The organism is Paenibacillus oryzae, assembly GCF_001675045.1.
Classification (GTDB): domain Bacteria; phylum Bacillota; class Bacilli; order Paenibacillales; family Paenibacillaceae; genus Pristimantibacillus; species Pristimantibacillus oryzae.
Genome location: NZ_LYPA01000042.1, coordinates 22,745 through 46,526 on the forward strand (window position 1 = coordinate 22,745; position 23,782 = coordinate 46,526).

Sequence of the window (23,782 nt, forward strand, 5' to 3'; positions counted from 1 at the left end):
CCGCTTTCCTTTTGTTTGTTGCCTCCTGCCTGAACTGAGGCCCCTTATAGCTCCATGTCCACAGGCGATATGCCTTCTTCGACCGCAAATTCGAAATCCTCGATATCATAAACCTGCACCGGCACTTCCGCTTCGATCAGCTTATCCTGAAACTCGAACTGATCCGACAGCAGCGGCACATCCAGCTTGATGGCTGACAACAGCAGCTCCGTCTCGACTGGATCAAAGCGTTCGCCGTATTGCGCGTTGTCTACGGCATGAACAACCGTGAATTGAATGTGGTCATTCAGCAGCAGCGGAGCGCTTTCGCGCCAAGGCACCTGCAGAATCCTTTCGATTTTTTTACGATTGAGCGAGTCCTCAAAAAAAGCGATTAATTCATTGATTTTGGCTCTTACATGCACATCTTCCTCCGGGTCATCCATAACAGGCTGCGTTCCATCTCTCATTTCATATAGCTCCGCAATGGATGAATAAGGCACAATAAAGTCTACCGGACGGGTTGGTACAAGAAGATGCCCATACGTAGCAATCATGACCGCCTCAATAACGAATCTTCTGCGCACGGCGTCTCCCCCTTGCTGTTTCTGTAATGGCTTTGCGCAGTATTTTTGAAGTCCGCGCACGCCTTCTTAAGATTATGAGATTAACAAGTTATTCAAAAAATATTTTTGTAATCATTATACCGTATACTGCAAGCTGTACAATAACGTATTTGCGTCACATTTGCAGAAGGGGCCCCGCAGAAGTAAAATGACAATACAGCACTATAGATCAGGAGGATGAAGCGTGCAATCATTTCACCATACTATTATTATCGGCGCGGGACCCTGTGGTCTTGCAGCAGCAATTGAATTAAAACGGGCCGGAATCACGCCGCTCGTAATTGAAAAGCGTAATATCGCCCATTCCATTTCCCAATATCCTACATATATGCATTTTTTCAGCTCTCCAGAGCTTTTGGAAATCGGAGATATCCCGTTTACAACGGCGCATGAAAAGCCCTCCCGTATCGAGGCGCTCCATTATTATCGGACGGCGGCCCAGCGTCATCAAGTCAACATTTTGCCATATGTCGGGATTAACGCGATTCAACGCCAAGCAGACGGCAGCTTTGTGCTGGAGGGCACTGATCGTTTTGATGAAAGGCTTTCCTTCAGCTGCAGCAATGTAGTTATCGCTACCGGTTATTTTGACCACCCTAACATTCTTGGCATACCTGGAGAAAATATGGACAAGGTTAGTCATTTTTTCAGAGAGGCGCATCCTTATGTCGGTATGAAGGTTGCGATTATAGGCGGCAGCAATTCCGCTATCGACGCGGCGCTTGAGCTGGAGCGGGTTGGAGCAGAGGTTACAGTTATTTATCGGGGAGACGGGTATTATCCCGGCATCAAGCCTTGGGTGCGCCCCCTGTTTGAGGGCAAAGTGGCCAAAGGCTCCATCGGCATGTTGTTTAATTCTAATGTGACCGAAATTCACCCCCGCCATCTGGTCGTCAAAGGGCCGGAGGGGCTGACGGAGCTTGCCAATGATTTTGTGCTGGCTTTAACCGGCTTCCATCCAGACCGGAGCTTCCTGACGGCCGCGGGGGTTACGATTGAGCCCGAGGGTTATCCTACCTTTAATGAGGAAACGATGGAAACCAATGTTCCTGGCATTTTTCTGGCGGGGGTTGTTGCATCAAGGCGCGAGGCTAATGAAATCTTTATTGAATCCGGCCGCTTCCACGGCGTAAAGATAGCCGCTTTGCTTGCTCAGCGCTCAAACGGCTGAAAACTGCTGATTTCACGGTTCATTTCTGTATGCTATCTCGACTCTAGGCCAAAAGAGACGCCCCAAGCTCCATGCTGGACGAGAACCTGCAGCCGCTCTATCACGAGCGCAGGTTTCGCTGCATGGAGCTTGGGGCGTTAGCTTTGTTTTCATTTTTCCTCTAAGCGGCTCCGGTACAGCTCAACCTCACTAGAATCCGGCTCTATGCCGCCATATCTGGCTTGCTCGTACAGATCGACAAAACGGTCCAGCTCATAAACAACGGTTCCATTCAACTTCTGCTGTCGCTTTGCCAGAGCCTCCGCCGTTTCTCTTGCTGTTTGATCCTTGCGGTAAGAATAACCTCTTGAGATGCCGCGTCTCACCATCATCTTATACAGATATCGGATTTTTTCGCTATTTGCAGAAAGCTCATTCCAGGCTTTAACGTCATTTAGCAGACCGCCCTTAGCCCTTGATGCTCTGTTGCGCTTCCATTTACTTGAAGCCATCAAGCTTTCAATTTCGTCCTTGTAAGCCGCGCCATCCTCGTTGTTGATAGCCTTTGTGTGAAACAGTCTTTTCCATAAAGCTTCGGATAGTCTGAACAGCTTTCGGATGATGAAAAAAAGCAAGACGCATGTCACCGCTATGATGAAGGCATAAATGACATACCACATGAACTGCTCCAGCATTTTCATCCAGAGAGCGGGCTCCCTGGGCTCTATCTCCGGCAGAAAGGCGTTAGGCTCTTGCGAAGCCGGTATTTCCTGATCGGGCGGGGACGATTCTGAGCGGAATAGCGCCATTAACGCTGCAAAAGCGGTTTTCAGGCCTTCCTCCACCCATTGCTGAAGCTGCCGAAAAATAGAAATCAGCACAATGAGGCCAAGCAGAATAGCCATCATCCATCTATTTCGCCTTCTTGCGGTCAGCACTGCGGAGTTTTTTCCCTTGTCAATCAATTCAAAGCTCAAATGGCGGTGATTGATAATTAGCAAAAATAGAAAGAGCGCTGTTATGCCGCAAATCGCAGCAGGTATCGAATAAGGAGAGAGCCGGTCCGGCCCCCAATGAATGATGCAGGTCAACACAAAATAAGCAAGGATGCAGGAGGCCATTCTATTAAAGCTGAATGAATCATTCCATCCATGCAGCCGCATGGCAACCCCCCTGTCTGCCATCCAGATGGCGGTTGCCATACAAAGCAGCCAAATTGCGTCATACCCGGTCAGCCCTCGGAAAAAGGCAAATGCAGCGATATGGACGCCGCCAATGATCAGGGCTCCAGCTAACCTGCGCCAAAACTTGAGACTTTCCGCTTTATGAATCAGCCAGGCGGCTGCGGCATATGGCAGCCACAAGGTGAGAAGCCATGGATAAACCTCGCTTTGCGGCAAAAGCCAAACGACTGCCAGCAGCAAAAAAGGGAAATAAAATAAGAGCTCCGTCAAGCCGCGAACAAAGGGCTTCCAGTGATTGCTTCCGCCTCCCTCGGCGGACTTCTGATTCAGACCAGCGTTATTCTCCGCTTGCATAAGCGCCCCCCTTGCCCTCCAGCATCCACACGATCACAGCATTGCCGTTGTAGCGCAGTCTGGCTGCCGTTTGCTCCAGTTCATCATCCCAATAGGTGGATATAATCAACATGTCCTGAGCGGTAGCGCCAGCGCTCTCCGCTCGTTTAAGCACTTCCGCAAACGCTTCCGTTCTCTGCATCTGTAAACCCGCCATCAGGTCAAGCAGCGCATACAGATGCTCCTGTCCTCCGGACGGCTTGATATAGGTGCTATCTGACCTGCCTTGCTGGGGCATATTGCTAGCAAACCCGGCCGACATGCCGCTGGCGATCGCTTTTCCTACCGCGCCTGCCGCCCAGCTAATGCCGGTTTCGATCAGCTCTTCGTCTGTTACCGCTCTCCACATCCCTTTGCCGCTTTCCACATTCAAAAAAACCATGAGCTCCGGGTCCGCCGTAAAATCGTATTGATGCACCTGAAGCTCGCCAGTCCGCGCAGTTGCTTTCCAGTTGACGGATTTCATTGTATCTCCGCTTCGATACGGCCTTGCGCCAACAACAATGAATGGGTCAGGCGCAATGTACCGCTTGACACTATGCTCCCCCTGCCAGCTATGGGAAGGCAGATCGCCCAGATTAGGCAGCAAGGGCAGCGGATAAACGGTCAGCTCGCTTTCTAAAGGAATCACGAAGGAGCGATTTCCGTTGCCAAGCAAATCTCCGCCTGATAACGTAACCGTCTCCAGCTTGAATTTCCCCCGCCTGGCGGCTGTTAGCGTATGAGTCCGGGTTAGCTTGGTGTAGGGTGCAAGACTAAAGAAGCTCCGGTGATTCTGGGAAAACTGCCCGCTGCTGACATCAAAATTATCGCTTTTCCTGAAACGGAGCGAGCTTGGAAGCAGAGCTTCTGCCCGAAGCCACGGAACCGGCAGCCACTTTTCATTTCGCAGCTCCTCCACCAGCTCCACCTCATCCCCGCAGAAGCATTGCTTCTGGCGAAACCGGCGGGTATAGCTCAGGCGAGCCAACACAAATCGCTTGAACAGCCGGTTCTGAATATAAAGAACAGCTCCTGCCGCTAGAAGAAACCATATAAATATCATCGGCTTGCCTATTGAGCCGCAAGCCCGGCTTCCGCCGGCACTTCCAGCCCCTGCAAAATTTCGTCGATGATTTTGCCCGCGTGCTCCTGCCCTCTGCCCAGCGCCCGCAGCACAAGCCTGTGGCCCAGCACAGGCTTCGCCATCGCCTTGATGTCATCAGGCGTTACAAAGCTTCTGCCGCGCAATATGGCATGGACCTGGGACGCACGAAGCAGCGCCTGGCTTCCGCGCGGGCTGACGCCAATCAACACATCGTCGCGTCCTCGCGTCCGCTCTACTAATTGCAGCAAATAAAGCAGCACATCGTCATCGGCTTTTACGGCAGAGTAAGCCGCCTGCGCCTCTCCTATTTCGTAGCTGCCGGCAATGCTTTGCAAATCGTCCAGCGGATTGCTTTCCTTAAACCGCTTCAGCAGGCTTAAGCCTTCCTCTTGGCTGGGATAACCCATTTTGATTTTGAACAGAAACCGGTCAAGCTGCGCTTCCGGGAGCGGAAACGTTCCCTGATGCTCCACCGGATTTTGGGTTGCGATGACCATAAACGGACGTTCCAGCGACTTGGTTTCCCCGTCAATGCTGATTTGACGCTCCTCCATACATTCCAGAAGACTGGATTGCGTTCGCGGCGTTGCCCGGTTGATCTCATCGGCAAGCAGCAAATTAGTAAACAACGGACCTGCCCGAAACACAAATTCATTTTGTTTCTGATTATAGAAATGAATGCCGCTTAAATCCGAGGGCAGCAAATCTGGCGTAAATTGCACCCTCTTGAACTGCAGCGATAGCGATTTGGCAAAGGCCTTTGCCAGCATCGTTTTGCCCGTGCCCGGCACATCCTCAAGCAATACATGCCCGGAAGTAACCATTCCGATGAACAAAAGCTCGATAACCTCTTCCTTGCCGACAATTACCTGTCCGACATTATGGCGCAGACGCTCCGCCAGCTTCTGTATATCCTGAAAAGACATATGCGTAACACTCCTCATCCCTTAAGACGTATCTAAAAAGCTTGGGACTAGCCCTTCGCTTTTTTCCCCCGCTGCAATTGCTGAAGCTCTCGCCACCTGATCAATGTGATGCCGCGCTCCTTCATGTAAGCTGTCATGTCCTCATCCAGAAATAAATGATGCTCCATCACCCGCTTCTCCGGCTGGGCATGGAAGGCATCCAGCTCCTCCGCAGCCAGCGAAGGATGGATGATCAGCTCCGTAACTCCAGGCTTTAGCGAAGCAAGCAAATGCTTCATATCGGCTTTGAAGCTGTCATACGTTTCCCCCTCGCCCTTATGGAAAGGCAGCCCTACCAGATAATCCAGAATGACGACGCCTTTGGCATCCGCCAGCGCGGCAATAGCTTTAGCCTGCTCCTCCATCTCCGGGGGCGCGATGCCGCCTTGCTCCGGCGTGACGTACCTTGGCAGGCGAAACGGCAAGCCGTATTCCGCGCATACCTCCAGCACCCCGGTTAAAAAATGCCTTCCCGTAGCAAGTCCGTACAGACTGCCCATATGGTTGTCCGCATGAGTTGGCGTCATGCCGAAGGAAAGCGCCCGCTCCAGCTGGCTGATGAGCTCCAGCCTCACTTGGCCGGCATCCGCTGTTTCCTCAAAAGCTTTTGTCCCAGCCGGAAAATAACCTTCCTTCGTTACAAGTGAAGACACATTTCCGCTTGTGGTCACCGGCCCCCACTTGTACGGCTCCCATTCGCTCGTAAATGTGAAATGCACGCCAACGTCCAGATGTTTGTTGGAAGCGCTCCAGAGAGCAGCCTCGCGCGCCCAGGCGCAAGGCGTCATCAAAGTGGCGGAGCTGACAGCCCCCGCTGCAAGCAGCTGTTGAACGGACTGGTTGACGGAATGGCATAACCCGTAATCATCCGCATTAATAATCAGAAGCACCTCATCATTTCCATAGCCCAATTGCTCCGCTAGCTTCATTCCTGCTCCTCCTCCATATCCAGTTGCTTGTACCGATTTGCTCAACCCTCATTTATGGATTGTAAAATAGGCGTCATCAGCCCTCCGGCAGAACGGAATGCTGCTCCAGCCAATGCAAGCCGTACATCGTATCGTCGATAATGCCAGCCAGCACCTCGCCGCTATCAATTCCATCCGAAAATCTAACAGCAAAATGCAGCGCAACATCCAGCAGCCTCAGCTTGATCAAAACAGGCAGGAGGCGAAGCTCCTCCTTGTTTAGCGAAACCTGGCTGGTAAACCCTTGAATAACGGCGCGGATGCTTGCAGCTGCATCCCTGTTCCAAGGCTTGATGAGATCAACAATAAGCACGGCCAGCTCCATGGCGCGGCAATCTACGGTGACGAACTCAAAATCAAGAATTCCGGTAATTCGGCTGCCGTCGCTTAACGCATTGTTAAATACAAGATCCCCATGAATCCATTGCTGGGGTAAAGCGGCAACCTCGGGGCATTGCCGTTCCGTCGCCTCTCTGTGAAGCTGAATGGCTGCCAATGCCTCGCCTTTCCCTTCCAGAAGCGGCGATGCGCCGGAAAGCGCCGCCATTTTTTCGCCCGTCATTGCAGCGTAGGAGTCCGCCAAGGCATAATACGGACTGTATTGCGGTTTGCCAATCAGCTCCATATCCTTAATGGTGTTAATCAATCGGCCAGCCGCTTCGCCCAGCTGGAAGGCGTCCCTCTCTGAAGCCCCCGAAGGACGAGCGCCTTCAATATAGCGAAAAACGGCGCCCGCTCTTCCATCTGACAGCTCCACCACCGTTTCTCCAGCTTCATTAACTAAAGGCCGAGGCACCAAAAACGGCAGCTCAGACCTTTTGTCCAGCTTGTCCAGCATTTCATGCTCCAGTTTTACCGCTTCCATATTTCCATAGTTGTTATACACGCGCAAAACAAAGCTTTCGCCGCCTGAGCTCCCCATTACCGTAACATTGTTCATGCCGCTTTCCCCTTCTGTCAGCTCAAGAGGTTCATTCGGACGAAAACGCTGCCACAATTCCCGTAAGAGCTCATTCCTTCCTGATTCGGTATGTACGTTGCTTTCCTGTTGCATTAATCTCTCTGCTCCTTCCCCTCATATTCTCATAGAGGCAGATCCAAAAGCCCGCTTTCCAAAAGGAGTCATGCCCTCCCCATAAGCCTTATTATAATCGCCCTAGGGAGAAGATGGCAAAAAAGTTAGCTTCACGGTCCCCCTTTAAAGGCTGCATTATTTAAGGAATGGCAAAAAAAGCAGCTTTCGACAGACTGGAAGGCCCAATATGGCCGCCCTCGTTGTCGAAAGCTTCTGTTTTCTGTAGCTTATTGCGCTTCCCCGGGAAATAAAGCGATGCGCCCTTTCTATTTCCCGTTCCCATTTCCCAGGCTGCCTGCCAGCTTAAAAATGATAAGCGCTAATTCACGGGATAATTTCCTTCCAGGCGAGAAAGCTCGCGGCCAGCTTTCTTCATTACTTTTCGTCCTTCTTCCATTCTGGCTCTGCGTTTGCGAATGGCGGCTTCTCTAAGCACTGCCAGAGTCAAAAAAGCGGCAATGCCAGCCCCGCCTCCGGGATGGACATAGACGGCAGAAAGAATTCCGCTGGCGGCTAGCCATACAAATGCAACCGCATGAATCGGCTTGCTCCAGCTCCCGAGATGCCAAGGTCCTTGACCAAGCGACGCTTCATGCATGATTTTGCTTCTATTTCCAAGCAGTGATTTAAGCCGCAGACCAATCGGCACCGCATAAGCAAGCTGAAATCCCGCCAAACCAAGCGACAGCAGCAGCATTAGGTGGTTCCGGCCTGCAGCGGCAAAGCACGCAAGCAACGCCAGCGAGAGAGCGGCTGTCACAACAATGGCCGTGACAGGCAATTGGCGGGTTACGGACACAGCAGCCAGCCTGCGGCTGAACGGCAAGGCTTCGTCGCGTGCCATAGCAAACAGTGTTCTGGCGCAAGAACCGGCGGCCTGTACTCCACTGAACCATATCGACAAAATAATCAATACGGCTAGAATCACAGCTCCTCCCCACCCTGCCAGGGCGCTTTGCATGAACCACTCCACTCCCGAAAACCCGCCAATCAGGGGGATCGTCGCCAGATTGGAGCTGCTGCCCAGTGCGGACGGCAATGTCAAAGTCATAAACATAAGCAGCACAAAACCAAACGCAAAAACAAAAGCAACCGACATAAATATGCTCCACGGAACACTAATTCGCGGCTCAATGGTTTCCTCTGCGCCTTGTGCCGCTCCGTCCATTCCCGTAAACAGCTTCAGAAGCAAAAGCGAACCAAGAAGCAGCCCCTCCGGTCCGGCCGCTGCATTCCAACTTATGTCCCGAAACGCAAACAATACAGCCGGTGAATAATCGCCAGGCCAGAAAGCCCAGACCAACCCTCCCAATATAGCTGAAGCAAGCACAAGCTGGAGCCACAGTCCCGCAGCCGCAAGCCATTGGCGCGCTATATGTCCCCACAAGCTGGCGGCCGCGAGCGAGCAACATACTGCCGTTGCCGTCAGGCCTAGCGACATTGGCGTCACTTCAAGGCCAAACCGGGCGGCAAGCAGCCGATTGACCAAAAATGCGCAGCCCCCTGTTAGAAGGGCAAGCATGGCAAGCTGGCCGATGGCGTGAAGCCAGCCGGCAAAAAGCGCCCACCTCCGCCCTCCAAGCAGATATGCGCCGTGATAAATGCCGCCTGATGAAGGCACTGCCGACATCAATTCCGCCAGCGCAGCAGCAACAGGCAGGCTTAGAAGCGCAACAATCGGAAAACCAAGGCCAATGACCGTTGGTCCTCCGGCGATCAAAGCCGGACCAAACAGGATCGCTGCGCTTCCGATTAGCGCCATTGTATTAAAGGAAAGGCCCAGCGCAGGAATGCCCCGCCATCTGCGGGACAATAGCTGTGCCAGTCCCAGCCGATGCAAGTCCGATTTGTCCTGAAGTACTTGCGCGTCACGCCCATACATGGACATGCTCTGGTAACGTGAGGACTCCACGCCGCTTTGCGCCTTCCAGCCCAATGCCAAAATTAATACCCCCGCGGCAACAGCCGGCAAACATCCCAACAAAGCCGCAAACATGCCGCCATCCCTCCCATCACATCCATCTGCAACCAGCACCCATACGACTGATATTAATCTCCTGCCAGCATGACGCCCAGCGGGCCATCCTCCTTAATGATGGATTGCAGCTCATATACGGAAATAGGGAAATAGATAAAGCCGTACACATAAGCAGCCAGCTCATACAGCTGAAAATAGATAACGAGCGACCGGTCGGCGATATAGAAGGATTGGCCGGGTGAAATGGATTTGAAGGGCTCCAGCGTTTCTATGCCGCGTTTGGCAATGGATGCGGCAACAATAGCGCTAATGACTTCAATGTAGTTGCTGCCTGGCTTAAACAGCTCGCCAAGCGTATAACGCTTGCCTGTGCTGGCGTCAAAGGTGAGCGATTGCTGAAGCGTCATGCCATGCGCGCCGCCGGTATAGGCGTAATTGTATAGCGAGAGGCTGAACACGTTTTTTTCATTGGTTTTTACTTCGAACCAGCCCAGCATTTCGGCTCTGGGATCGTCCAGCGGACCTTGGTTGGCCCGTAAATTGCGCACCTCGGCGGCTATCTCCTCATTGATGATACGGACCGCGTTGGCGTTGGCGTGGCCCCCTCCGGATACATGCGGGACTAGCAAAGTTGTTTTTGGAAATACAGCCTTTGCGGTTTGAACAACGAGAGGTGAAGAAATGGACATGAAGCGACACACCATCCTTTAAACAAGCTGGGATGATTAAGCTTATGTCCAGGACAGCTTGTCTCATGACAAAGACGGCGGAGATTGCTCCCCGCCGCCAGGCTGTGTTTTCTTACAAAAGACTTTTTTCGCGCAATGTCAGTTTTCTTCCGTAAACATCAAGAACCAGCTTGCCCTGATTTAATCCCAAAATACGGTCGGCGTACCGCTCGGCCCAATCGCCTTGATGAAGCACGGCGATTACGATAATGCCTTCGTTTTTACAAAGCGCTTTCAGCTCGCCAAGCACTTCATCCGCAGCATGGGGATCAAGGCCCGATACGGGCTCGTCCGCAACAATAACCTTCGCTCCATGGACAAGCGCCCGGGCAATAGCCATCCGCTGCCGTTCGCCGCCGCTTAGATTACGGGCCTTCAAATGCGCTTTATCGAGCAAGCCGCGTTTTTCAATCATTTCCATCGCGCCCATATAATCGTCGTTTCTCATCATTCCGCTCCATCTGCGCCATGCTGGCGTTTGGGTAACGGAACCGATGATGACATTTTTCAAGCCTGTTTTATCGGGATAAAGAAACGGCTTCTCCTCCAGATAAGCAACCTGCTGCTTAATCTTCATTTTTGCAAGCCAGTTGCCCTGAGGCACATCCTTCCCGTTGAACTGGTAGGTTCCTGAGGTCCAGGTTTCCTGTAGCGCAAGGCATTTCAGCAGCATGGATTTGCCGCTGCCGCTGCTTCCTTTTACAGCCACAAAATCGCCCTCGTAAGCGTCGAAGCTGACATCGTCAAGCACCTTCGGACCTCCGGGTATTCGTTTGGTTAATCCTTTTACTCGTAACATGCCCAGCTCCCCTTCTAACAATGCAACTATGTAAGCAAGTCTTATAACGATAACCTATAAAGCTAGTTTACGGCAAATAAAAAACACTTTCCACACGAACAAATGTTTGGTATACTGAAAAAGAACAAATGTTCTGAAAATTGAGGCATTGAAGGAGGCCGGTACACCATGGGAATTAGCTGTGAAAATTTTCGTTATGTGGAGAAGGTTCGTCCGTTTCGCGATTTAACCTTTAAGTTTTACAGTGATGGAAGGTTAGTCATTATCGACAATAACACAGAGGAGGTGATCGGTCCCCGCGATTTGAAGAGCGACAGCCGCGACTTTTATGTGAAGAGGCGCATTGCTTTTATCAAAAATCAACTGCATCAATCCCAATTAAAGTATGCCCTATGAATGCCTCGCCCCGTTCTCCCCTGTTTGAATTGGCTGTGCGGCAGTTTGACGTTTCGGGGTCAGATGCGGTAGATTGGTATAAACCAACTACGCCATGCGTATGGAACGGCAAAGGAGAACAGGCTTGATGAAGCAGCAACTATTATTTGATCTGGATGATACGCTTATTTATTGCAATAAATATTTTTTCTTTGTCATTGATCAATTCGTGGATACGATGACGGTCTGGTTTGGCGGTTATGATGAGGTTAAGGCCGAGGATATTCGCAGCAGGCAGATGGAATGCGACGTCGCATTAATTAGTGTCAGCGGCTTTAAGAGCGAGCATTTCCCCCAATCTTTTCTGGATACCTATTCGCACTTCAGCCATTTAACCGGACGCAAGCGTTCCGCAACAGAAGAAGCTTTTTTATGGAAGCTGGGCATGGGGGCATACGAGCATGAAACGGAGCCGTATCCAAATATGGAACGTACATTGGATACGCTGGCGGAAGCCGGTCACGAGCTCCATCTATATACGGGCGGCGAAGAGCCCATTCAACGCCGCAAAATTCAGAGTATGGGACTCCAGCATTATTTTGGCTCCAACATCTATATTCGGCAGCTCAAGGACAACGAAGCTATGGAAGGCATTTTGGCATCCGGCGGCTTTGACAGAGACCACACATGGATGATTGGCAATTCCATCCGTACCGATGTTGTGCCGGCATTCATGCCATTCATATACGCTCACAGCTGGAATGGCATTACAATGTGGTTGGTATTGACGTACAGCCGCGCGGAGCTTTTCTGACGCTTGATCAATTGATTGAGGTGCCGGACGCCATTCATAACTTTATTACCCGCTAAAAAGTCAAAAACCGCTAGCATTCGCAATTAAGCGACTGCTGGCGGTTTTTTTCATTCAAACGTTGCGTGACTTCTATATTTCCACCCCAAGCTTGCCCGTTGCAGAATCAAGCAGCACAATTTTCCCTTCGGCTACTTCCCCTTCTCTAACGGTTAACTTAAGCTTTGCTGTTTTGCCTTTTTCGGCAAGCGCTTTGACCTGGGTATCGCTTAGCTTGCGGCCAAAGCTTTCCTTCCAGATGACAAAGCCGCACCCCGTTTTGTAATGACTGCATCCATAACCCTTGCGGCCCATAAATAAATATCCGCCGCAGCCCGGCCGAGGGCATGCTGCCACCCTTTGCGGCTCCTGAGAATGGCTTGGCTGGTTTTGCTGGCTGCGGGAGACCGGAGCAGTTGTCCCGTTATTAACCATACTGCTGCTGGCAGCAGTACGGGAACTGACCGGCGATTTCTTAGAGGCGGTCCCGGCGTTAGCCGTTGATCTTGACGATGCAGCTCGCGTGCTCCGCGTCGTTCCTTTGCTGCTGCCCCTTCCGCCTTTGGCTGGCATGTCGGTATTTTGGAAGGCGGCGCTGTCGATTCTGACCTGTCCCTTTGCTTTTTGAACGATCATGGTCGCAAATTTTTTGACATTTTCCATAAATTGCTCATTGGATGCGGTGCCGCGCGCGATTTCGCTTAACCGTTTTTCCCACATGCCGGTCATTTCGGGCGATGTCAAAAGCTCCACTCCCGCTGCACGAATCAGTTCGATGGCCGTTTTGCCTTTTTGGGTAATGACGATCCGCTTGCCCTGCATCGCAATATATTCAACCTTTTTTAACCGTTCAATCGTAGCTGCGCGAGTAGCGGGGGTTCCCAGGCCGGAGTCCTTCATGGCATCCCGCACATCCCCGTCTTCAATATCTTTGCCCGCGCTTTCCATAGCCTTCAGCAGCGTGCCTTCTGTAAAAGGCTTCGGCGGCTGAGTTTCCTTTTCCTTTGCCTCCGCATGGGTGCACGTAATGCCCTGCTCCTTATCCAGTCGGAACGGATAGGCTACCTCCACCTCTTCATCGCTATCCTGCTCTTTTTGAGCTTTATCCGTTTTATCCTTCGTTTTTTCCGCTTTTTCATCTTTGTAAATAATTTTCCAGCCCAAGCTTTGCAGCTCCTTAATATTGCTCTTGAACCGCTCCTTCTCTACCTCGCTCACAACGGCGTGCGATTTGTATTCGGCAGGAGGATAAAACTGGGATAAAAAACGTTTCACAATGAGATCATACAGCTTGGCTTCGTCTCCGGACAGTTCACCTGCCTTGCGGGTTGTGGGAAGTATGGCATGATGATCCTCGACTCTTGCCGGGTTGCAGATGAATTTGTTTCCCTTATGCACCAAAGCCCGGTTGGCGGAGCTTGCCCATTTGTCGTATGCTGTTCCTTGCAAAGCGGACAACGCCTTATGCATTTCCGGAATATTTTGCTCCGTGACATAGTTGGAATTTGTTCTGGGATAAGAAATAACCTTGTGTTTTTCGTACAAGACTTGTGCGATATCCAACGTCTTTTTGGCGGAAAAACCGTAACGCCCGTTTGCTTCCCGCTGGAGAAGCGTCAGATCGTATAGCTTGAACGGATATTCCTTAACATCCTTAACTTCATAGGATTCGATAATGCCGGACTTGCCGCTTACTTTGGCAGCAATCGCGCCCGCTTTATCGCTGTCCGTTAACCGGTCCCCCATCCAGATGCCGCGAAAAGAGGTTTCTCCCTGCTGAAGCATAGCCTCTACCACATAATATTTGAGCGAGGAAAAAGCCTCGATCAGCTTTTGCCTGTCGTAGATTAATGCAAGCACCGGCGTTTGAACCCGGCCAACCGACAACAACACGTTATGCTTGGTTGTAAAAGCGCGTGATCCATTCATTCCGATCAGCCAATCCGCTTCGCTTCGCGCCGTCGCCGCTTTGGTCAGATTATCGTATTCCGAACCATCCTTTAACTCGTCAAAGCCTTTGCGAATGCTTTCGGGAGTCAAATCGGATATCCATAGCCGCTTGACTGGCTGGCGCAGCTTCAAATGGCGCTGAATAAGCGAAAAAATGTATTGCCCTTCCCGCCCCGCATCGCAGCAATTAACCAGCTGCCCGGAGCGTTTGGCAAGCTCCTTGATGACCTTGAGCTGATCTGCCGTTTTGCGGTTTGCCACCAGCTTGAACGCCTCCGGTATAATCGGCAAATCGTTAATATTCCATTTTTTATATTTGACATCATAAGCATCCGGCTCGGCGAGGCCGATCAAATGACCGATTGCCCATGTAATAATATAGTGCTCGCCCTCCAGATAGGTCCGGTGATTTTTGGCGCGCGGTTCGATCACGGCCGCGATGTTTCGCCCCATGTCGGGCTTTTCCGCTATAATCAGCGTTTTCAATGTTAGGCCACTCCCTTATGAAACAGCTTTCTCGGTGACGCTATGGATTTCCAGATGACTGACGATGGACCTGAATATGGAGGAAACGCCCGTTGACCAGTTGGGGTCTTCCGCATATTGCCGGTTGATCCAGACAAGCGGCTCGGTCCCTTCAGGACGGTCCTTGCTAAGCCGATTAATCGTTCTGGCTGCAATCTGTGCAGATTCCTTTGTTGTTGTATTGAAATCCTGCCAGCTATAAAAAACATTAAACGGATTATTAACAATTTCCCGCGCCCGTTTATTGTCCTTTGGCACAAACCCCTGCTCCTGCCCGGTAATGGCAAACAGCAACGCGGGGTGGATATCGAATTCCTGGGCCGTCACCATAATATCGGTAAAATAAGGCTCGTCCGCCAGCAAGGAATTGCGGCTTGTCAAATAGGACAGCAGCGCCTCCCTCGACACATCCACAAACTTCATATCCGCTGGCAATTCATTAAGCATAGCCGGCGCTGCAAGCTCCTGCTCAGGGCCGCTCGGTGCAATAAATGCCGTGTCTTGGGTTTCCGCCGTGCTTGGCATTGTTAAATATCCTGCCCCATACAAACCCAGGCAGGAGGCGAGCAAAACAAATAACAGGCTGTAGAGCAGCGTTTTTCTCTGCTTTGGCCTGCTCAATTCCCCTGCTCCTGATAGTGCGGCTGGAGGCAGCGCTTCCGCGTTTGCGCCTGAAGCGGCGCTTCCGGAAAATGCGATCGGCACGACTTCGCCCGAAGCCAGCTTTTCGCCTTGCAGGTCAATCCATCTTTGCAGCGGCCCCGCGATTTTTTCGTCGCTATGGTCAAGCTCCAGACATAGCCGATACACGTCGTCTGCGCTTACAGGCCGCTGCTCCTGCAGCACGGTGGACCGGATCAGCTCGCCAGTCAAACGCTGCTTGAGCGACAGCTCAAAATCCGGCAATTGCCGGTGAATAATGCGCTGAACCGCATCCGCCACCATTTCGACTCGTTTGTCGTTTGGCATGGCGGCATATTTGGTATGTACGTACCCGCGTATATTTTTTACATCAGTTGGCGTTAGGATATAGGCAGGATTGGCAGTCATTTGATAACCCCCGGCACCTTGTCTTCACACCGATTTTACCACAACTTTCCTTCTTGCGGTACAGCTGCCTCGCAAATTTGGCGTTGAATGCCCTCCTGCCGGATAAAAGCAGCAATTTGTTCCTTTTCGGAGGGGGTAAAGCTATATTCACAATCACAATCCTCGTCCAGAGCCACGCTCTGCACCAGCTGTCCATCCGGCGTAGCAATCACTAATATAGAAAAATCAATGATATCCCCCGGCAAAAGGGAGGATTCCGCAAGCTCCGGCTTCAGCCAAATATCGATCCATTGGCTGTCCCGCTTTTCAATTCTGGCTTGAAACCCAGCGAAAATAAGCTCATGCGCCGCATCCATTCCATATTTAATCATCGTGATATCCTCTCCTTTTCACCTAAAAAAGCAAGAAAGCGCCCTAAGGCGCTCACAGATCAAGTATATTTAATTTCGGGCTAAATGCCATATTCGACGCCGCCCATGACGCCAGTCATGACCCGTAATGGGAAGCGGACTTTTTGAACAACCATTAAAATGAAAGTTCAAAAAGTTCGGTTTCCAGTACCAAGAAGATGGCAAGAAGCTAGAAACTGAGTAGCGGAGCTTAGTGAAAGCTAAGTGAGCAACGGAAGTTTCGGCTGAATGCCATATTCGCCGCCCGCCATGACGCCAGTCATGACCTGTAATGGGAAGCGGACTTTTTGAACATCCATTAAAATGAAAGTTCAAAAAGTTCGCTTTCCAGTACCAAGAAGATGGCAAGAAGCTAGAAACTGAGTAGCGGAGCTTAGTGAAAGCTAAGTGAGCAACGGAAGTTTCGGCTGAATGCCATATTCGCCGCCCGCCATGACGCCAGTCATGACCTGTAATGGGAAGCGGACTTTTTGAACATCCATTAAAATGAAAGTTCAAAAAGTTCGCTTTCCAGTACCAAGAAGATGGCAAGAAGCTAGAAACTGAGTAGCGGAGCTTAGTGAAAGCTAAGTGAGCAACGGAAGTTTCGGCTGAATGCCATATTCGCCGCCCGCCATGACGCCAGTCATGACCTGTAATGGGAAGCGGACTTTTTGAACATCCATTAAAATGAAAGTTCAAAAAGTTCGCTTTCCAGTACCAAGAAGATGGCAAGAAGCTAGAAACTGAGTAGCGGAGCTTAGTGAAAGCTAAGTGAGCAACGGAAGTTTCGGCTGAATGCCATATTCGCCGCCCGCCATGACGCCAGTCATGACCTGTAATGGGAAGCGGACTTTTTGAACTACCATTAAAATGAAAGTTCAAAAAGTTCGGTTTCCAGTACCAAGAAGATGGCAAGAAGCTAGAAATCGAGGACCGGAGCGTAGTGTTAGCTACGTGAGGACCGGAGATTTCGGCTGAATGCCATATTCGCCGCCGGCCATGACGCCAGTCATGCTCCCGTATTGGGAAGCGGACTTTTTGAACTACCTCTTAAGGCAGCATGGAGGAGCCTGTTAGATATTTGTCCACCTCACGAGCAGCCTCGCGGCCTTCGTTGATCGCCCATACAACAAGGCTTTGGCCCCGCCGCATATCCCCTGCGGCAAATACCTTTTCAACATTTGTTACATATTTTCCGTATCTTGCTTTTACATTGGAACGGCGGTCCTGCTCCAGTCCCAGCTGCTCGATAATCGTTGTTTCGGGACCCTCAAAGCCTACTGCGATAAAAACAAGATCAGCCGGCCATACCTTTTCCGTTCCCGGGATCTCCGTGTAGATTTTACGGCCTGTTTCATCCACAGTCCGCTCGATCTGTACCGTATGCAGCTCCTTCAGGTTTCCGTTTTCGTCGCCAACGAATTTTTTTGTCAAGACGGAAAAGGCGCGCGGATCTTCACCAAACATGGCTTTTGCTTCTTCATGAGCATAATCTAGCGTGTACACATTCGGGAACTGCGGCCATGGATTGTTAATGTGGTCGCGCTCCAGCGGGGCTTTGGCATGGGTGCCAAATTGCGTTACGGATTTGCAGCCATGGCGCAGCGCCGTTGCAACACAGTCAGAGCCGGTATCGCCGCCGCCGATAACGATGACGTCCTTGTCCTTGGCTGAAATATATTGGCCGTCCTCCAGATTGGAGTCCAGGTAGCTTTTGATCGTGCCGTTCAAGTAGTCCATTGCTTTATAAACGCCGTTTAAATGGCGGCCTTCCATTTCCACGTCCCGGGCACGGGTAGAGCCCCCGCACAGTACAACTGCATCGAAGCTGTCTACCAGTTCGTTTGCGGAAATGTCTTTGCCGATTTCCGTATTCGTCACAAACTGGATGCCTTCCTCTGCAAGCAGATCAACCCGGCGCTGGACAATATGCTTCTCCAGCTTCATGGTTGGAATGCCATATACCAGCAAACCGCCGATCCGGTCCGCGCGTTCGTAAACCGTTACCGTATGGCCGGCTTTGTTGAGCTGGGCGGCTGCCGCAAGTCCTGCCGGTCCGGAGCCTACCACCGCTACCTTTTTACCCGTACGCACTTTTGGCGGCTGAGGAACAACCCAGCCTTCTTCAAAGCCGCGGTCAATGATGGCCTGCTCGATAGTTTTAATCGTAACGGCATCGCCGATAAGACCAACTGTACAGGAGCCTTCACAAGGAGCCGGGCAAACGCGCCCCGTAAACTCTGGGAAATTATTCGTTTTGTGCAAACGCTCAAGCGCCTCGCGCCACAGTCCTCTATAAATCAGGTTGTTCCATTCCGGAATAAGATTATTAACCGGACAACCCGATACGGAGCCTCCCAATTCCATGCCTGTATGACAATACGGCGTACCGCAATCCATGCAGCGCGCGCCTTGCATGCGAAGCTGCTCGTCGCTCAAATGCTTATGAAATTCATTCCAGTCCTTGATGCGATCGATAGGATCGCGATCCGCTGGCAGTTGGCGCTGATATTCCATGAATCCAGTTGGTGTAGACATGTGCAGTTCCTCCGTTCTCGTTCCTGTTTGCAGCCTTTATATGTCGATTGCAGTCAGTGCGTTGTATTTTACATGCTAGCATTACTGAGACAGGATCGTTAATGGATTTTCCGCACAATCATTTGCACTATATGACGAATCGTTCGTCAAACCTTCTTTGGAGTCATCGCTAGAATTCAGATACGCTCATACGTATAAAAGGTGAAGGAATACGGATTATTGTCATCGGCTTCTCTAAACCGGCTTCCCGTTATTTTCCAAACAGTTTCGTCCAGCGAAGGGAAAAAGGCATCCCCTCCCGGAATATCCGTGTCGACAACAGTAAGCAGCACCTTGTCCGCATGCGGCAAAAACAGATGATAGATCTCCGCTCCTCCCGCAACCATCAGCTCGCTGCTGCCGCCAGCATATTTCCTGAGCGCTTCATTGACCGTTTGCACGGTTTCACAGTTAGCCAAGCCGTTTCCATCCCCTCTGGTGAGAACGGCGTTTAGACGTCCCTCCAGCGGCTTTCGGAGCGATTGGAAGGTCTTACGGCCCATAAGGACCGTTTTACCCATTGTTTTTTCCTTAAAATAAGCCATTTCCGCCGGCAATCTCCACGGCAGCTCATTATGAATACCTATCGTTCGGTTAATGTCCATAGCCGCAATCATTGTTACTGGCACCAATTCCATCTCCCTTAAGCTTTCTTAAAGAGGCTGTTCACTCACTTAAACGGCCACCGGCGCTTTAATGCCGGGATGAGGCTCGTAATTTTCCAGCTTGATATCTTCAAGCTCCATTTCAAAAAGTGAGGTTTTTCCTGAATTCAGCAGCAGCTTGGGCAGCGGCTTTGGCTCCCGCGTCAGCTGCTCCTGGATTTGCTCCAGATGGTTTAAATAAATATGCGCGTCGCCCAGCGTGTGGATAAATTCCCCGGGCTCCAGGCCGCATTCATGAGCGATCAGATGCGTCAGCAGCGCATAGCTGGCAATGTTAAACGGCACTCCAAGGAAAATATCGCCGCTGCGCTGATACAGCTGGCAGGACAGCTTACCCTCCGATACATAAAACTGGAACATCGTATGGCAAGGCGGCAAGGCCATATTGGTCGGCACATCCTCCGGATTCCATGCCGATACAATCAATCGTCTGGAATCGGGCGTTTTTTTAATGGCTTCGATAACATCGCGAAGCTGGTCCACGCTGTCTCCGCGCGAGGTGCGCCACTCCCTCCACTGCTTTCCGTAAACATTGCCAAGCTCCCCAAATTCCTCGGCAAATGTGTCTTCCTCCAATATCCGGGTTTTAAAAATATCCATTTGCTCCCGGTATAAAGCGGCAAAGGCTTCATCGCTTTGAGAGCGAAGCCCAAAATCCGTCATGTCGGGACCGGAGTAAGCACTGCTTTCTACCCACTTTTTGAACGCCCATTCATTCCAAATATTATTATTGTGCTGAAGTAAATAACGGATGTTGGTATCGCCTTTAATAAACCATAATAACTCGCTGGCAACCAGCCTGAAAGCTACGCGCTTGGTAGTTATCAGCGGAAATCCCTGCGACAGGTCGAAACGCATCTGATACCCAAATGTGGAGATCGTCCCCGTTCCCGTCCGGTCCTCCTTGCGCGAACCCTTGTCCAGCACATCCCTCAGCAGTTGCAAATATTGCTGCTCGCCGTTCATGAATTGCTCATCCTCCCGCTTGACAATCAAACCTCTTATTGTCATCCATTATATCATCCCGTTAGTTGTTGCACGACGGTTTTTTGTTTCCACTTGACGACAGAACCAACAGTCTAAGTTCATCTTCCCATCCTTGATGCAGCCTAGTCGGACTTTTTTGTACTGGCGGCTCTCTCCTGCTTGCGCTGCTTGCGCAAAGCATACCGTTCCGGGGCGGAAAGAAACAGTGCCTTTTCTTTCTCCGTTTCCGGCTCGACAGGGGCAACCTGCGTTGGTTTTCCGCTGTCATCCAGCGCTACAAACGTAAAAAATGCCGTTACGGTTGTTTGACGTTCGCCGCTATACAAATTTTCGGATATGACGCTGACGTAAATTTCCATAGAGCTGCGGCTGGTCCAGGTAACAAATGCCTCTACCTCGATAACCTCGCCGATTCGGATTGGCGCAAGAAAATCCAGACTGTCCGTAGAAGCGGTAACCACTCTTCCCCTGGCATGGCGCATTGCTGCAATTGCAGCTACCTTGTCCATGTATTCCATCAGCTTGCCGCCAAACATCGTATCGTAATGATTGGTGTCCTGAGGAAATATGAGCTGAGTCATCAAGGTTCTGGATTCGCTTGTTGCTTTGGGCTTTAGCATTACCATAGGCGTTCTCTCCTTAAATAAGAGGGGGTATCTACTATAATATGCGCAAAGAGGTCTAAGCAGCATAACACCGCCTGACCTCTTTGCTGTACAAATCTATTTTTTACCGGACAAATGGCTCTTACTTCACAAAAGTGTGAATCGGATGACCCAATGCAACCTCGGCTGCGTCCAGAACGATTTCGCCCAGCGTCGGGTGAGCATGGATAGTCAGCGCGATATCCTCAAGGGTAGCGCCCATCTCGATAGCCAACGCCAATTCTGCGATCATGTTGGATGCTTCCAGACCAACGATATGTGCCCCAAGCAACAAACCGGATTCTGCATCGGAAATCAGCTTCACGAAACCTTCGTTTGCATTAAGCGACATAGCGCGGCCGTTGATAGCAAACGGGAATTTACCCACTTTGATGTTAAGGCCTTGGTCTTTTGCTTCTTTTTCGCTGATGCCGACGCTTGCGCACTCCGGATCGGAGAAGCAAACAGCTGGTACGCATTTGTAATCAACAACGCTAGTCAAGCCGGAGATAGCTTCTGCTGCAACGCGGCCTTCGTACATGGCTTTGTGAGCCAGCGCAGGGCCAGCCGTAATGTCGCCGATCGCATAAATATGCGGTACGTTTGTGCGGCATTGAGCGTCAACTTCCACCAGACCGCGATCTGTCATTTTAACGCCTGCCAGATCAAGACCAAGCTCTCCGTCTGTGTTAGGACGGCGTCCAACTGTAACGAGCAGGTAATCAGCCGTTACTTTTTCTTCCTTATCGCCTACAGTATACGTAATCGTAACGTCGTTATCGGTTTGCTCTGCACTTTTTGCTTGAGCGCCAGTCACGATGTCAACATTGGTGCTTTTCAGTTTCTTGGCAACAATGGAGGACATGTCCTTGTCAAAGCCTGGCAGGATGGAATCCGAACCTTCGATTACGGTTACTTTAGTGCCGAACTTGGAGTACATTTGGCCAAGCTCGATGCCGATGTAGCCGCCGCCGATAACAACGAGGCTTTTCGGAATTTCAGGCAGCGACAAAGCGCCTGTAGAAGACACGATGCGTTTGCCGTATGGGAATGCTTTCAGCTCGATTGGACGCGAGCCTGTAGCGATAATGCAGTTTTTGAAACGGTAACGAGGCGCTTCTTGATCGTTGAAAACACGCGCTTCGTTTTCGTTGATGAACATCACTTCGCCTTGGAAGTATTGAACCTTGTTTGCTTTCAGCAAGGAAGCAACGCCGCCAGTCAGCTTCTTGACGATACCGTTTTTAAACTCTTGAACTTTGCTGAAATCAACTTTGGCTTCGCCTACTTCGATGCCAAAAGTGGATGCATGGCTCACAGACTCAAATTGATGAGCGGCCGAGATGAGCGCTTTGGATGGAATACAGCCAACGTTCAAACAAACGCCGCCAACATATTCCTTGTCAACAACCAGAACATTTTGTCCAAGCTGCGCGGCGCGGATGGCGGCAACATAACCGCCGGGACCTGCACCAATAACCAACGTATCGATATCCAGTGAAGCGTCGCCTACTACCATGTCTTATACCTCCATAATAAACAGTTCAGGCTGCGCCAGAAGCTGCTTGATATAGTTCATAAAGTTTTGGGCTGTTGCGCCGTCGATCAGACGGTGGTCAAAGCTAAGCGACAGAGCCATTACAGGAGCGGCAACGATTTCGCCGTCGCGCACGATCGCTTTTTCGGAAATACGTCCAGTACCCAGGATGGCAACCTCAGGGAAGTTGATAACCGGCGTAAAGAACATACCGCCTGCGGAACCGATGTTGGAAATGGTAATTGTGCTGCCTTTCAGCTCGTTGGCAGCCAATTTGCCGTCGCGTCCGCGTACAGCCAGGTCGCGGATTTTGTCCGCTACCATAAAGATGTTTTTGCGGTCCGCGTCTTCGATAACGGGAACGATCAAGCCATTATCGGTGTCTGTAGCAATACCAACATTGTAGTATTTGCGGTACACGATTTCCTGGTTAGCTTCATCCAGCGTCGAGTTCATGATCGGGAACTGGCGGCAAGCTGCAACCAATGCTTTGACGATAAATGGCAGATAAGTAAGCTTGGAGCCTTTTTTCTCGGCATAAGGCTTGTATTTTGCACGCAGCGCAACAAGCTCTGTAACGTCTACTTCGTCCATAATCGTTACGTGAGGAGCCGTATAAACCGATTTGGACATTGCGCCTGCGATTACTTTGCGAATGCCTTTGAAAGGTACGCGCTCTTCAGGACGGTATGCATCGCCGGAAGCAACCGGTTTGGACTCTGCGGCTGCTTTTGGAGCTTCTTGTGAAGCTGCGCTTGCTGCCGGTGCTTCTGTAGCTGCAGCAGGTGCAGATGCGCCGCCAAATCCGCTAACGTCTTCGCGCGTAATGCGGCCGTTTTTACCCGAGCCGTTTACTTGCGCCAGGTCTACGCCTTGCTCACGAGCAAATTTGCGAACGCTAGGCGTTGCCAAAACGGCTGCATTAGTCGCTTTAGCTTCTGCCGCAGGAGCAGCAGCCGGAGAAGCGGAAGCTGCAGGCGCCGCCTCTTCTTTCTTAGGCTCTTCTGCTGGCGCTTCTGCGCCTTCAGGAAGCTCGCCTTCGGCTTCGATAATCGCTACAAGCTCGCCAACATGGCATACTTGTCCGTCCTTCACCTTCACCTCAAGCACTTTGCCGTTTACGGGACAAGGTACTTCAACAATCGCCTTGTCGTTTTGCACTTCCATAATAATGTCATCGTCTGTTACGGTTTGACCAGGCTGAATCAAGACTTTTACAATCTCGCCTTCGTGCAGGCCTTCGCCAAGCTCTGGAAATTTATATTCAAATTTTGCCACCGCAAGCAACCTCCTTTAGC

Annotated in this window: 21 protein-coding genes; 3 read left to right on the top strand and 18 right to left on the bottom strand. The window is 51.0% G+C overall.

What is annotated here, in order from left to right:
* Positions 1–44: 44 nt before the first annotated feature.
* On the bottom strand, positions 45–566 hold the full coding sequence (locus A7K91_RS06650; protein WP_068680925.1) for an ADP-heptose synthase: 522 nt from the start codon (positions 564–566) through the stop codon (positions 45–47).
* A 223-nt stretch (positions 567–789) separates the two neighbouring features.
* On the opposite strand from A7K91_RS06650, the gene A7K91_RS06655 reads away from it, so the two are divergent.
* Positions 790–1,776, top strand: coding sequence for a YpdA family putative bacillithiol disulfide reductase (locus A7K91_RS06655; protein ID WP_068680927.1), 987 nt, complete (start codon positions 790–792; stop codon positions 1,774–1,776).
* Between the two features lie 149 nt (positions 1,777–1,925).
* Here the strand turns inward: A7K91_RS06655 and A7K91_RS06660 are convergent, their stop codons facing one another.
* The 8 genes from A7K91_RS06660 to A7K91_RS06695 all read right to left on the bottom strand — a co-directional run bounded on the left by A7K91_RS06660 (position 1,926) and on the right by A7K91_RS06695 (position 10,932).
* Positions 1,926–3,293, bottom strand: coding sequence for a DUF4129 domain-containing protein (locus A7K91_RS06660; protein WP_068680929.1), 1,368 nt, complete (start codon positions 3,291–3,293; stop codon positions 1,926–1,928).
* Positions 3,277–4,377 carry a DUF58 domain-containing protein gene (locus tag A7K91_RS06665; RefSeq protein WP_068680931.1) on the bottom strand — a complete coding sequence of 367 codons (1,101 nt, stop codon included), beginning with the start codon at positions 4,375–4,377 and terminating at the stop codon, positions 3,277–3,279. The genes A7K91_RS06660 and A7K91_RS06665 overlap by 17 nt, the downstream gene beginning before the upstream one ends.
* A gap of 8 nt (positions 4,378–4,385) precedes the next feature.
* Positions 4,386–5,345, bottom strand: coding sequence for an AAA family ATPase (locus tag A7K91_RS06670; protein WP_068680933.1), 960 nt, complete (start codon positions 5,343–5,345; stop codon positions 4,386–4,388).
* A gap of 47 nt (positions 5,346–5,392) precedes the next feature.
* Positions 5,393–6,313, bottom strand: a complete 921-nt coding sequence (locus tag A7K91_RS06675) for a polysaccharide deacetylase family protein (RefSeq protein WP_068680935.1) — start codon at positions 6,311–6,313, stop codon at positions 5,393–5,395.
* A gap of 76 nt (positions 6,314–6,389) precedes the next feature.
* Entirely contained in the window at positions 6,390–7,406 is a 1,017-nt protein-coding gene (locus A7K91_RS06680; RefSeq protein ID WP_068680937.1) for a phosphotransferase, read from the bottom strand.
* Positions 7,407–7,746: 340 nt separating this feature from the next.
* Positions 7,747–9,423, bottom strand: coding sequence for an APC family permease (locus A7K91_RS06685; protein ID WP_068680939.1), 1,677 nt, complete (start codon positions 9,421–9,423; stop codon positions 7,747–7,749).
* 53 nt (positions 9,424–9,476) lie between these two features.
* The gene (locus A7K91_RS06690; RefSeq protein WP_068680941.1) at positions 9,477–10,094 is read right to left on the bottom strand and encodes a DUF3298 and DUF4163 domain-containing protein; all 618 of its coding nucleotides are present in this window, start codon (positions 10,092–10,094) and stop codon (positions 9,477–9,479) included.
* A gap of 112 nt (positions 10,095–10,206) precedes the next feature.
* Complete coding sequence (locus A7K91_RS06695; RefSeq protein ID WP_068680942.1) at positions 10,207–10,932, bottom strand: phosphonate ABC transporter ATP-binding protein; 726 nt, start codon at positions 10,930–10,932, stop codon at positions 10,207–10,209.
* Between the two features lie 168 nt (positions 10,933–11,100).
* Between A7K91_RS06695 and A7K91_RS06700 the strand changes: the two genes are divergently transcribed.
* Positions 11,101–11,328: a hypothetical protein gene (locus tag A7K91_RS06700; protein ID WP_068680944.1), complete on the top strand. Its 228-nt coding sequence runs from the start codon at positions 11,101–11,103 to the stop codon at positions 11,326–11,328.
* 127 nt (positions 11,329–11,455) lie between these two features.
* The gene (locus tag A7K91_RS06705; RefSeq protein WP_342671732.1) at positions 11,456–12,121 is read left to right on the top strand and encodes an HAD family hydrolase; all 666 of its coding nucleotides are present in this window, start codon (positions 11,456–11,458) and stop codon (positions 12,119–12,121) included.
* A gap of 129 nt (positions 12,122–12,250) precedes the next feature.
* On the opposite strand, the gene A7K91_RS06710 is transcribed toward A7K91_RS06705, so the two are convergent.
* The 9 genes from A7K91_RS06710 to A7K91_RS06750 form a co-directional block, all read right to left on the bottom strand.
* Positions 12,251–14,593 carry a type IA DNA topoisomerase gene (locus tag A7K91_RS06710; RefSeq protein WP_068680946.1) on the bottom strand — a complete coding sequence of 781 codons (2,343 nt, stop codon included), beginning with the start codon at positions 14,591–14,593 and terminating at the stop codon, positions 12,251–12,253.
* Between the two features lie 15 nt (positions 14,594–14,608).
* The gene (locus tag A7K91_RS06715) at positions 14,609–15,682 is read right to left on the bottom strand and encodes a hypothetical protein (protein ID WP_068680948.1); all 1,074 of its coding nucleotides are present in this window, start codon (positions 15,680–15,682) and stop codon (positions 14,609–14,611) included.
* A 35-nt stretch (positions 15,683–15,717) separates the two neighbouring features.
* Positions 15,718–16,053, bottom strand: coding sequence for a hypothetical protein (locus A7K91_RS06720; RefSeq protein ID WP_068680950.1), 336 nt, complete (start codon positions 16,051–16,053; stop codon positions 15,718–15,720).
* A gap of 1,071 nt (positions 16,054–17,124) precedes the next feature.
* Positions 17,125–18,612 (bottom strand): glutamate synthase subunit beta, encoded by a 1,488-nt coding sequence (locus A7K91_RS06725; RefSeq protein WP_068680953.1) that lies wholly within the window; start codon positions 18,610–18,612, stop codon positions 17,125–17,127.
* Between the two features lie 176 nt (positions 18,613–18,788).
* Positions 18,789–19,280, bottom strand: a complete 492-nt coding sequence (locus A7K91_RS06730; RefSeq protein ID WP_068680955.1) for a dihydrofolate reductase — start codon at positions 19,278–19,280, stop codon at positions 18,789–18,791.
* A 45-nt stretch (positions 19,281–19,325) separates the two neighbouring features.
* On the bottom strand, positions 19,326–20,282 hold the full coding sequence (locus A7K91_RS06735; protein WP_068681016.1) for a thymidylate synthase: 957 nt from the start codon (positions 20,280–20,282) through the stop codon (positions 19,326–19,328).
* A 143-nt stretch (positions 20,283–20,425) separates the two neighbouring features.
* On the bottom strand, positions 20,426–20,929 hold the full coding sequence (locus A7K91_RS06740) for an acyl-CoA thioesterase (protein ID WP_245697291.1): 504 nt from the start codon (positions 20,927–20,929) through the stop codon (positions 20,426–20,428).
* 121 nt (positions 20,930–21,050) lie between these two features.
* Positions 21,051–22,466 (bottom strand): dihydrolipoyl dehydrogenase, encoded by a 1,416-nt coding sequence (lpdA, locus tag A7K91_RS06745; protein WP_068680957.1) that lies wholly within the window; start codon positions 22,464–22,466, stop codon positions 21,051–21,053.
* A gap of 3 nt (positions 22,467–22,469) precedes the next feature.
* Positions 22,470–23,762, bottom strand: a complete 1,293-nt coding sequence (locus A7K91_RS06750; protein ID WP_068680959.1) for a dihydrolipoamide acetyltransferase family protein — start codon at positions 23,760–23,762, stop codon at positions 22,470–22,472.
* Positions 23,763–23,782 lie beyond the last annotated feature (20 nt).

What these genes read in the sequence shown, in the direction of transcription:
- A7K91_RS06705 (WP_342671732.1), top strand. Translation starts at nt 11,456, where the DNA reads ATGAAGCAGCAACTATTATTTGATCTGGATGATACGCTTATTTATTGC.
- A7K91_RS06670 (WP_068680933.1), bottom strand. Translation starts at nt 5,345, where the DNA reads ATGTCTTTTCAGGATATACAGAAGCTGGCGGAGCGTCTGCGCCATAAT.
- A7K91_RS06695 (WP_068680942.1), bottom strand. Translation starts at nt 10,932, where the DNA reads ATGTTACGAGTAAAAGGATTAACCAAACGAATACCCGGAGGTCCGAAG.
- A7K91_RS06715 (WP_068680948.1), bottom strand. Translation starts at nt 15,682, where the DNA reads ATGACTGCCAATCCTGCCTATATCCTAACGCCAACTGATGTAAAAAAT.
- A7K91_RS06685 (WP_068680939.1), bottom strand. Translation starts at nt 9,423, where the DNA reads ATGTTTGCGGCTTTGTTGGGATGTTTGCCGGCTGTTGCCGCGGGGGTA.
- lpdA (WP_068680957.1), bottom strand. Translation starts at nt 22,466, where the DNA reads ATGGTAGTAGGCGACGCTTCACTGGATATCGATACGTTGGTTATTGGT.
- A7K91_RS06690 (WP_068680941.1), bottom strand. Translation starts at nt 10,094, where the DNA reads ATGTCCATTTCTTCACCTCTCGTTGTTCAAACCGCAAAGGCTGTATTT.
- A7K91_RS06725 (WP_068680953.1), bottom strand. Translation starts at nt 18,612, where the DNA reads ATGTCTACACCAACTGGATTCATGGAATATCAGCGCCAACTGCCAGCG.
- A7K91_RS06720 (WP_068680950.1), bottom strand. Translation starts at nt 16,053, where the DNA reads ATGATTAAATATGGAATGGATGCGGCGCATGAGCTTATTTTCGCTGGG.
- A7K91_RS06675 (WP_068680935.1), bottom strand. Translation starts at nt 6,313, where the DNA reads ATGAAGCTAGCGGAGCAATTGGGCTATGGAAATGATGAGGTGCTTCTG.
- A7K91_RS06680 (WP_068680937.1), bottom strand. Translation starts at nt 7,406, where the DNA reads ATGCAACAGGAAAGCAACGTACATACCGAATCAGGAAGGAATGAGCTC.
- A7K91_RS06665 (WP_068680931.1), bottom strand. Translation starts at nt 4,377, where the DNA reads ATGATATTTATATGGTTTCTTCTAGCGGCAGGAGCTGTTCTTTATATT.
- A7K91_RS06660 (WP_068680929.1), bottom strand. Translation starts at nt 3,293, where the DNA reads ATGCAAGCGGAGAATAACGCTGGTCTGAATCAGAAGTCCGCCGAGGGA.
- A7K91_RS06740 (WP_245697291.1), bottom strand. Translation starts at nt 20,929, where the DNA reads ATGGTAATGCTAAAGCCCAAAGCAACAAGCGAATCCAGAACCTTGATG.
- A7K91_RS06735 (WP_068681016.1), bottom strand. Translation starts at nt 20,282, where the DNA reads ATGAACGGCGAGCAGCAATATTTGCAACTGCTGAGGGATGTGCTGGAC.
- A7K91_RS06700 (WP_068680944.1), top strand. Translation starts at nt 11,101, where the DNA reads ATGGGAATTAGCTGTGAAAATTTTCGTTATGTGGAGAAGGTTCGTCCG.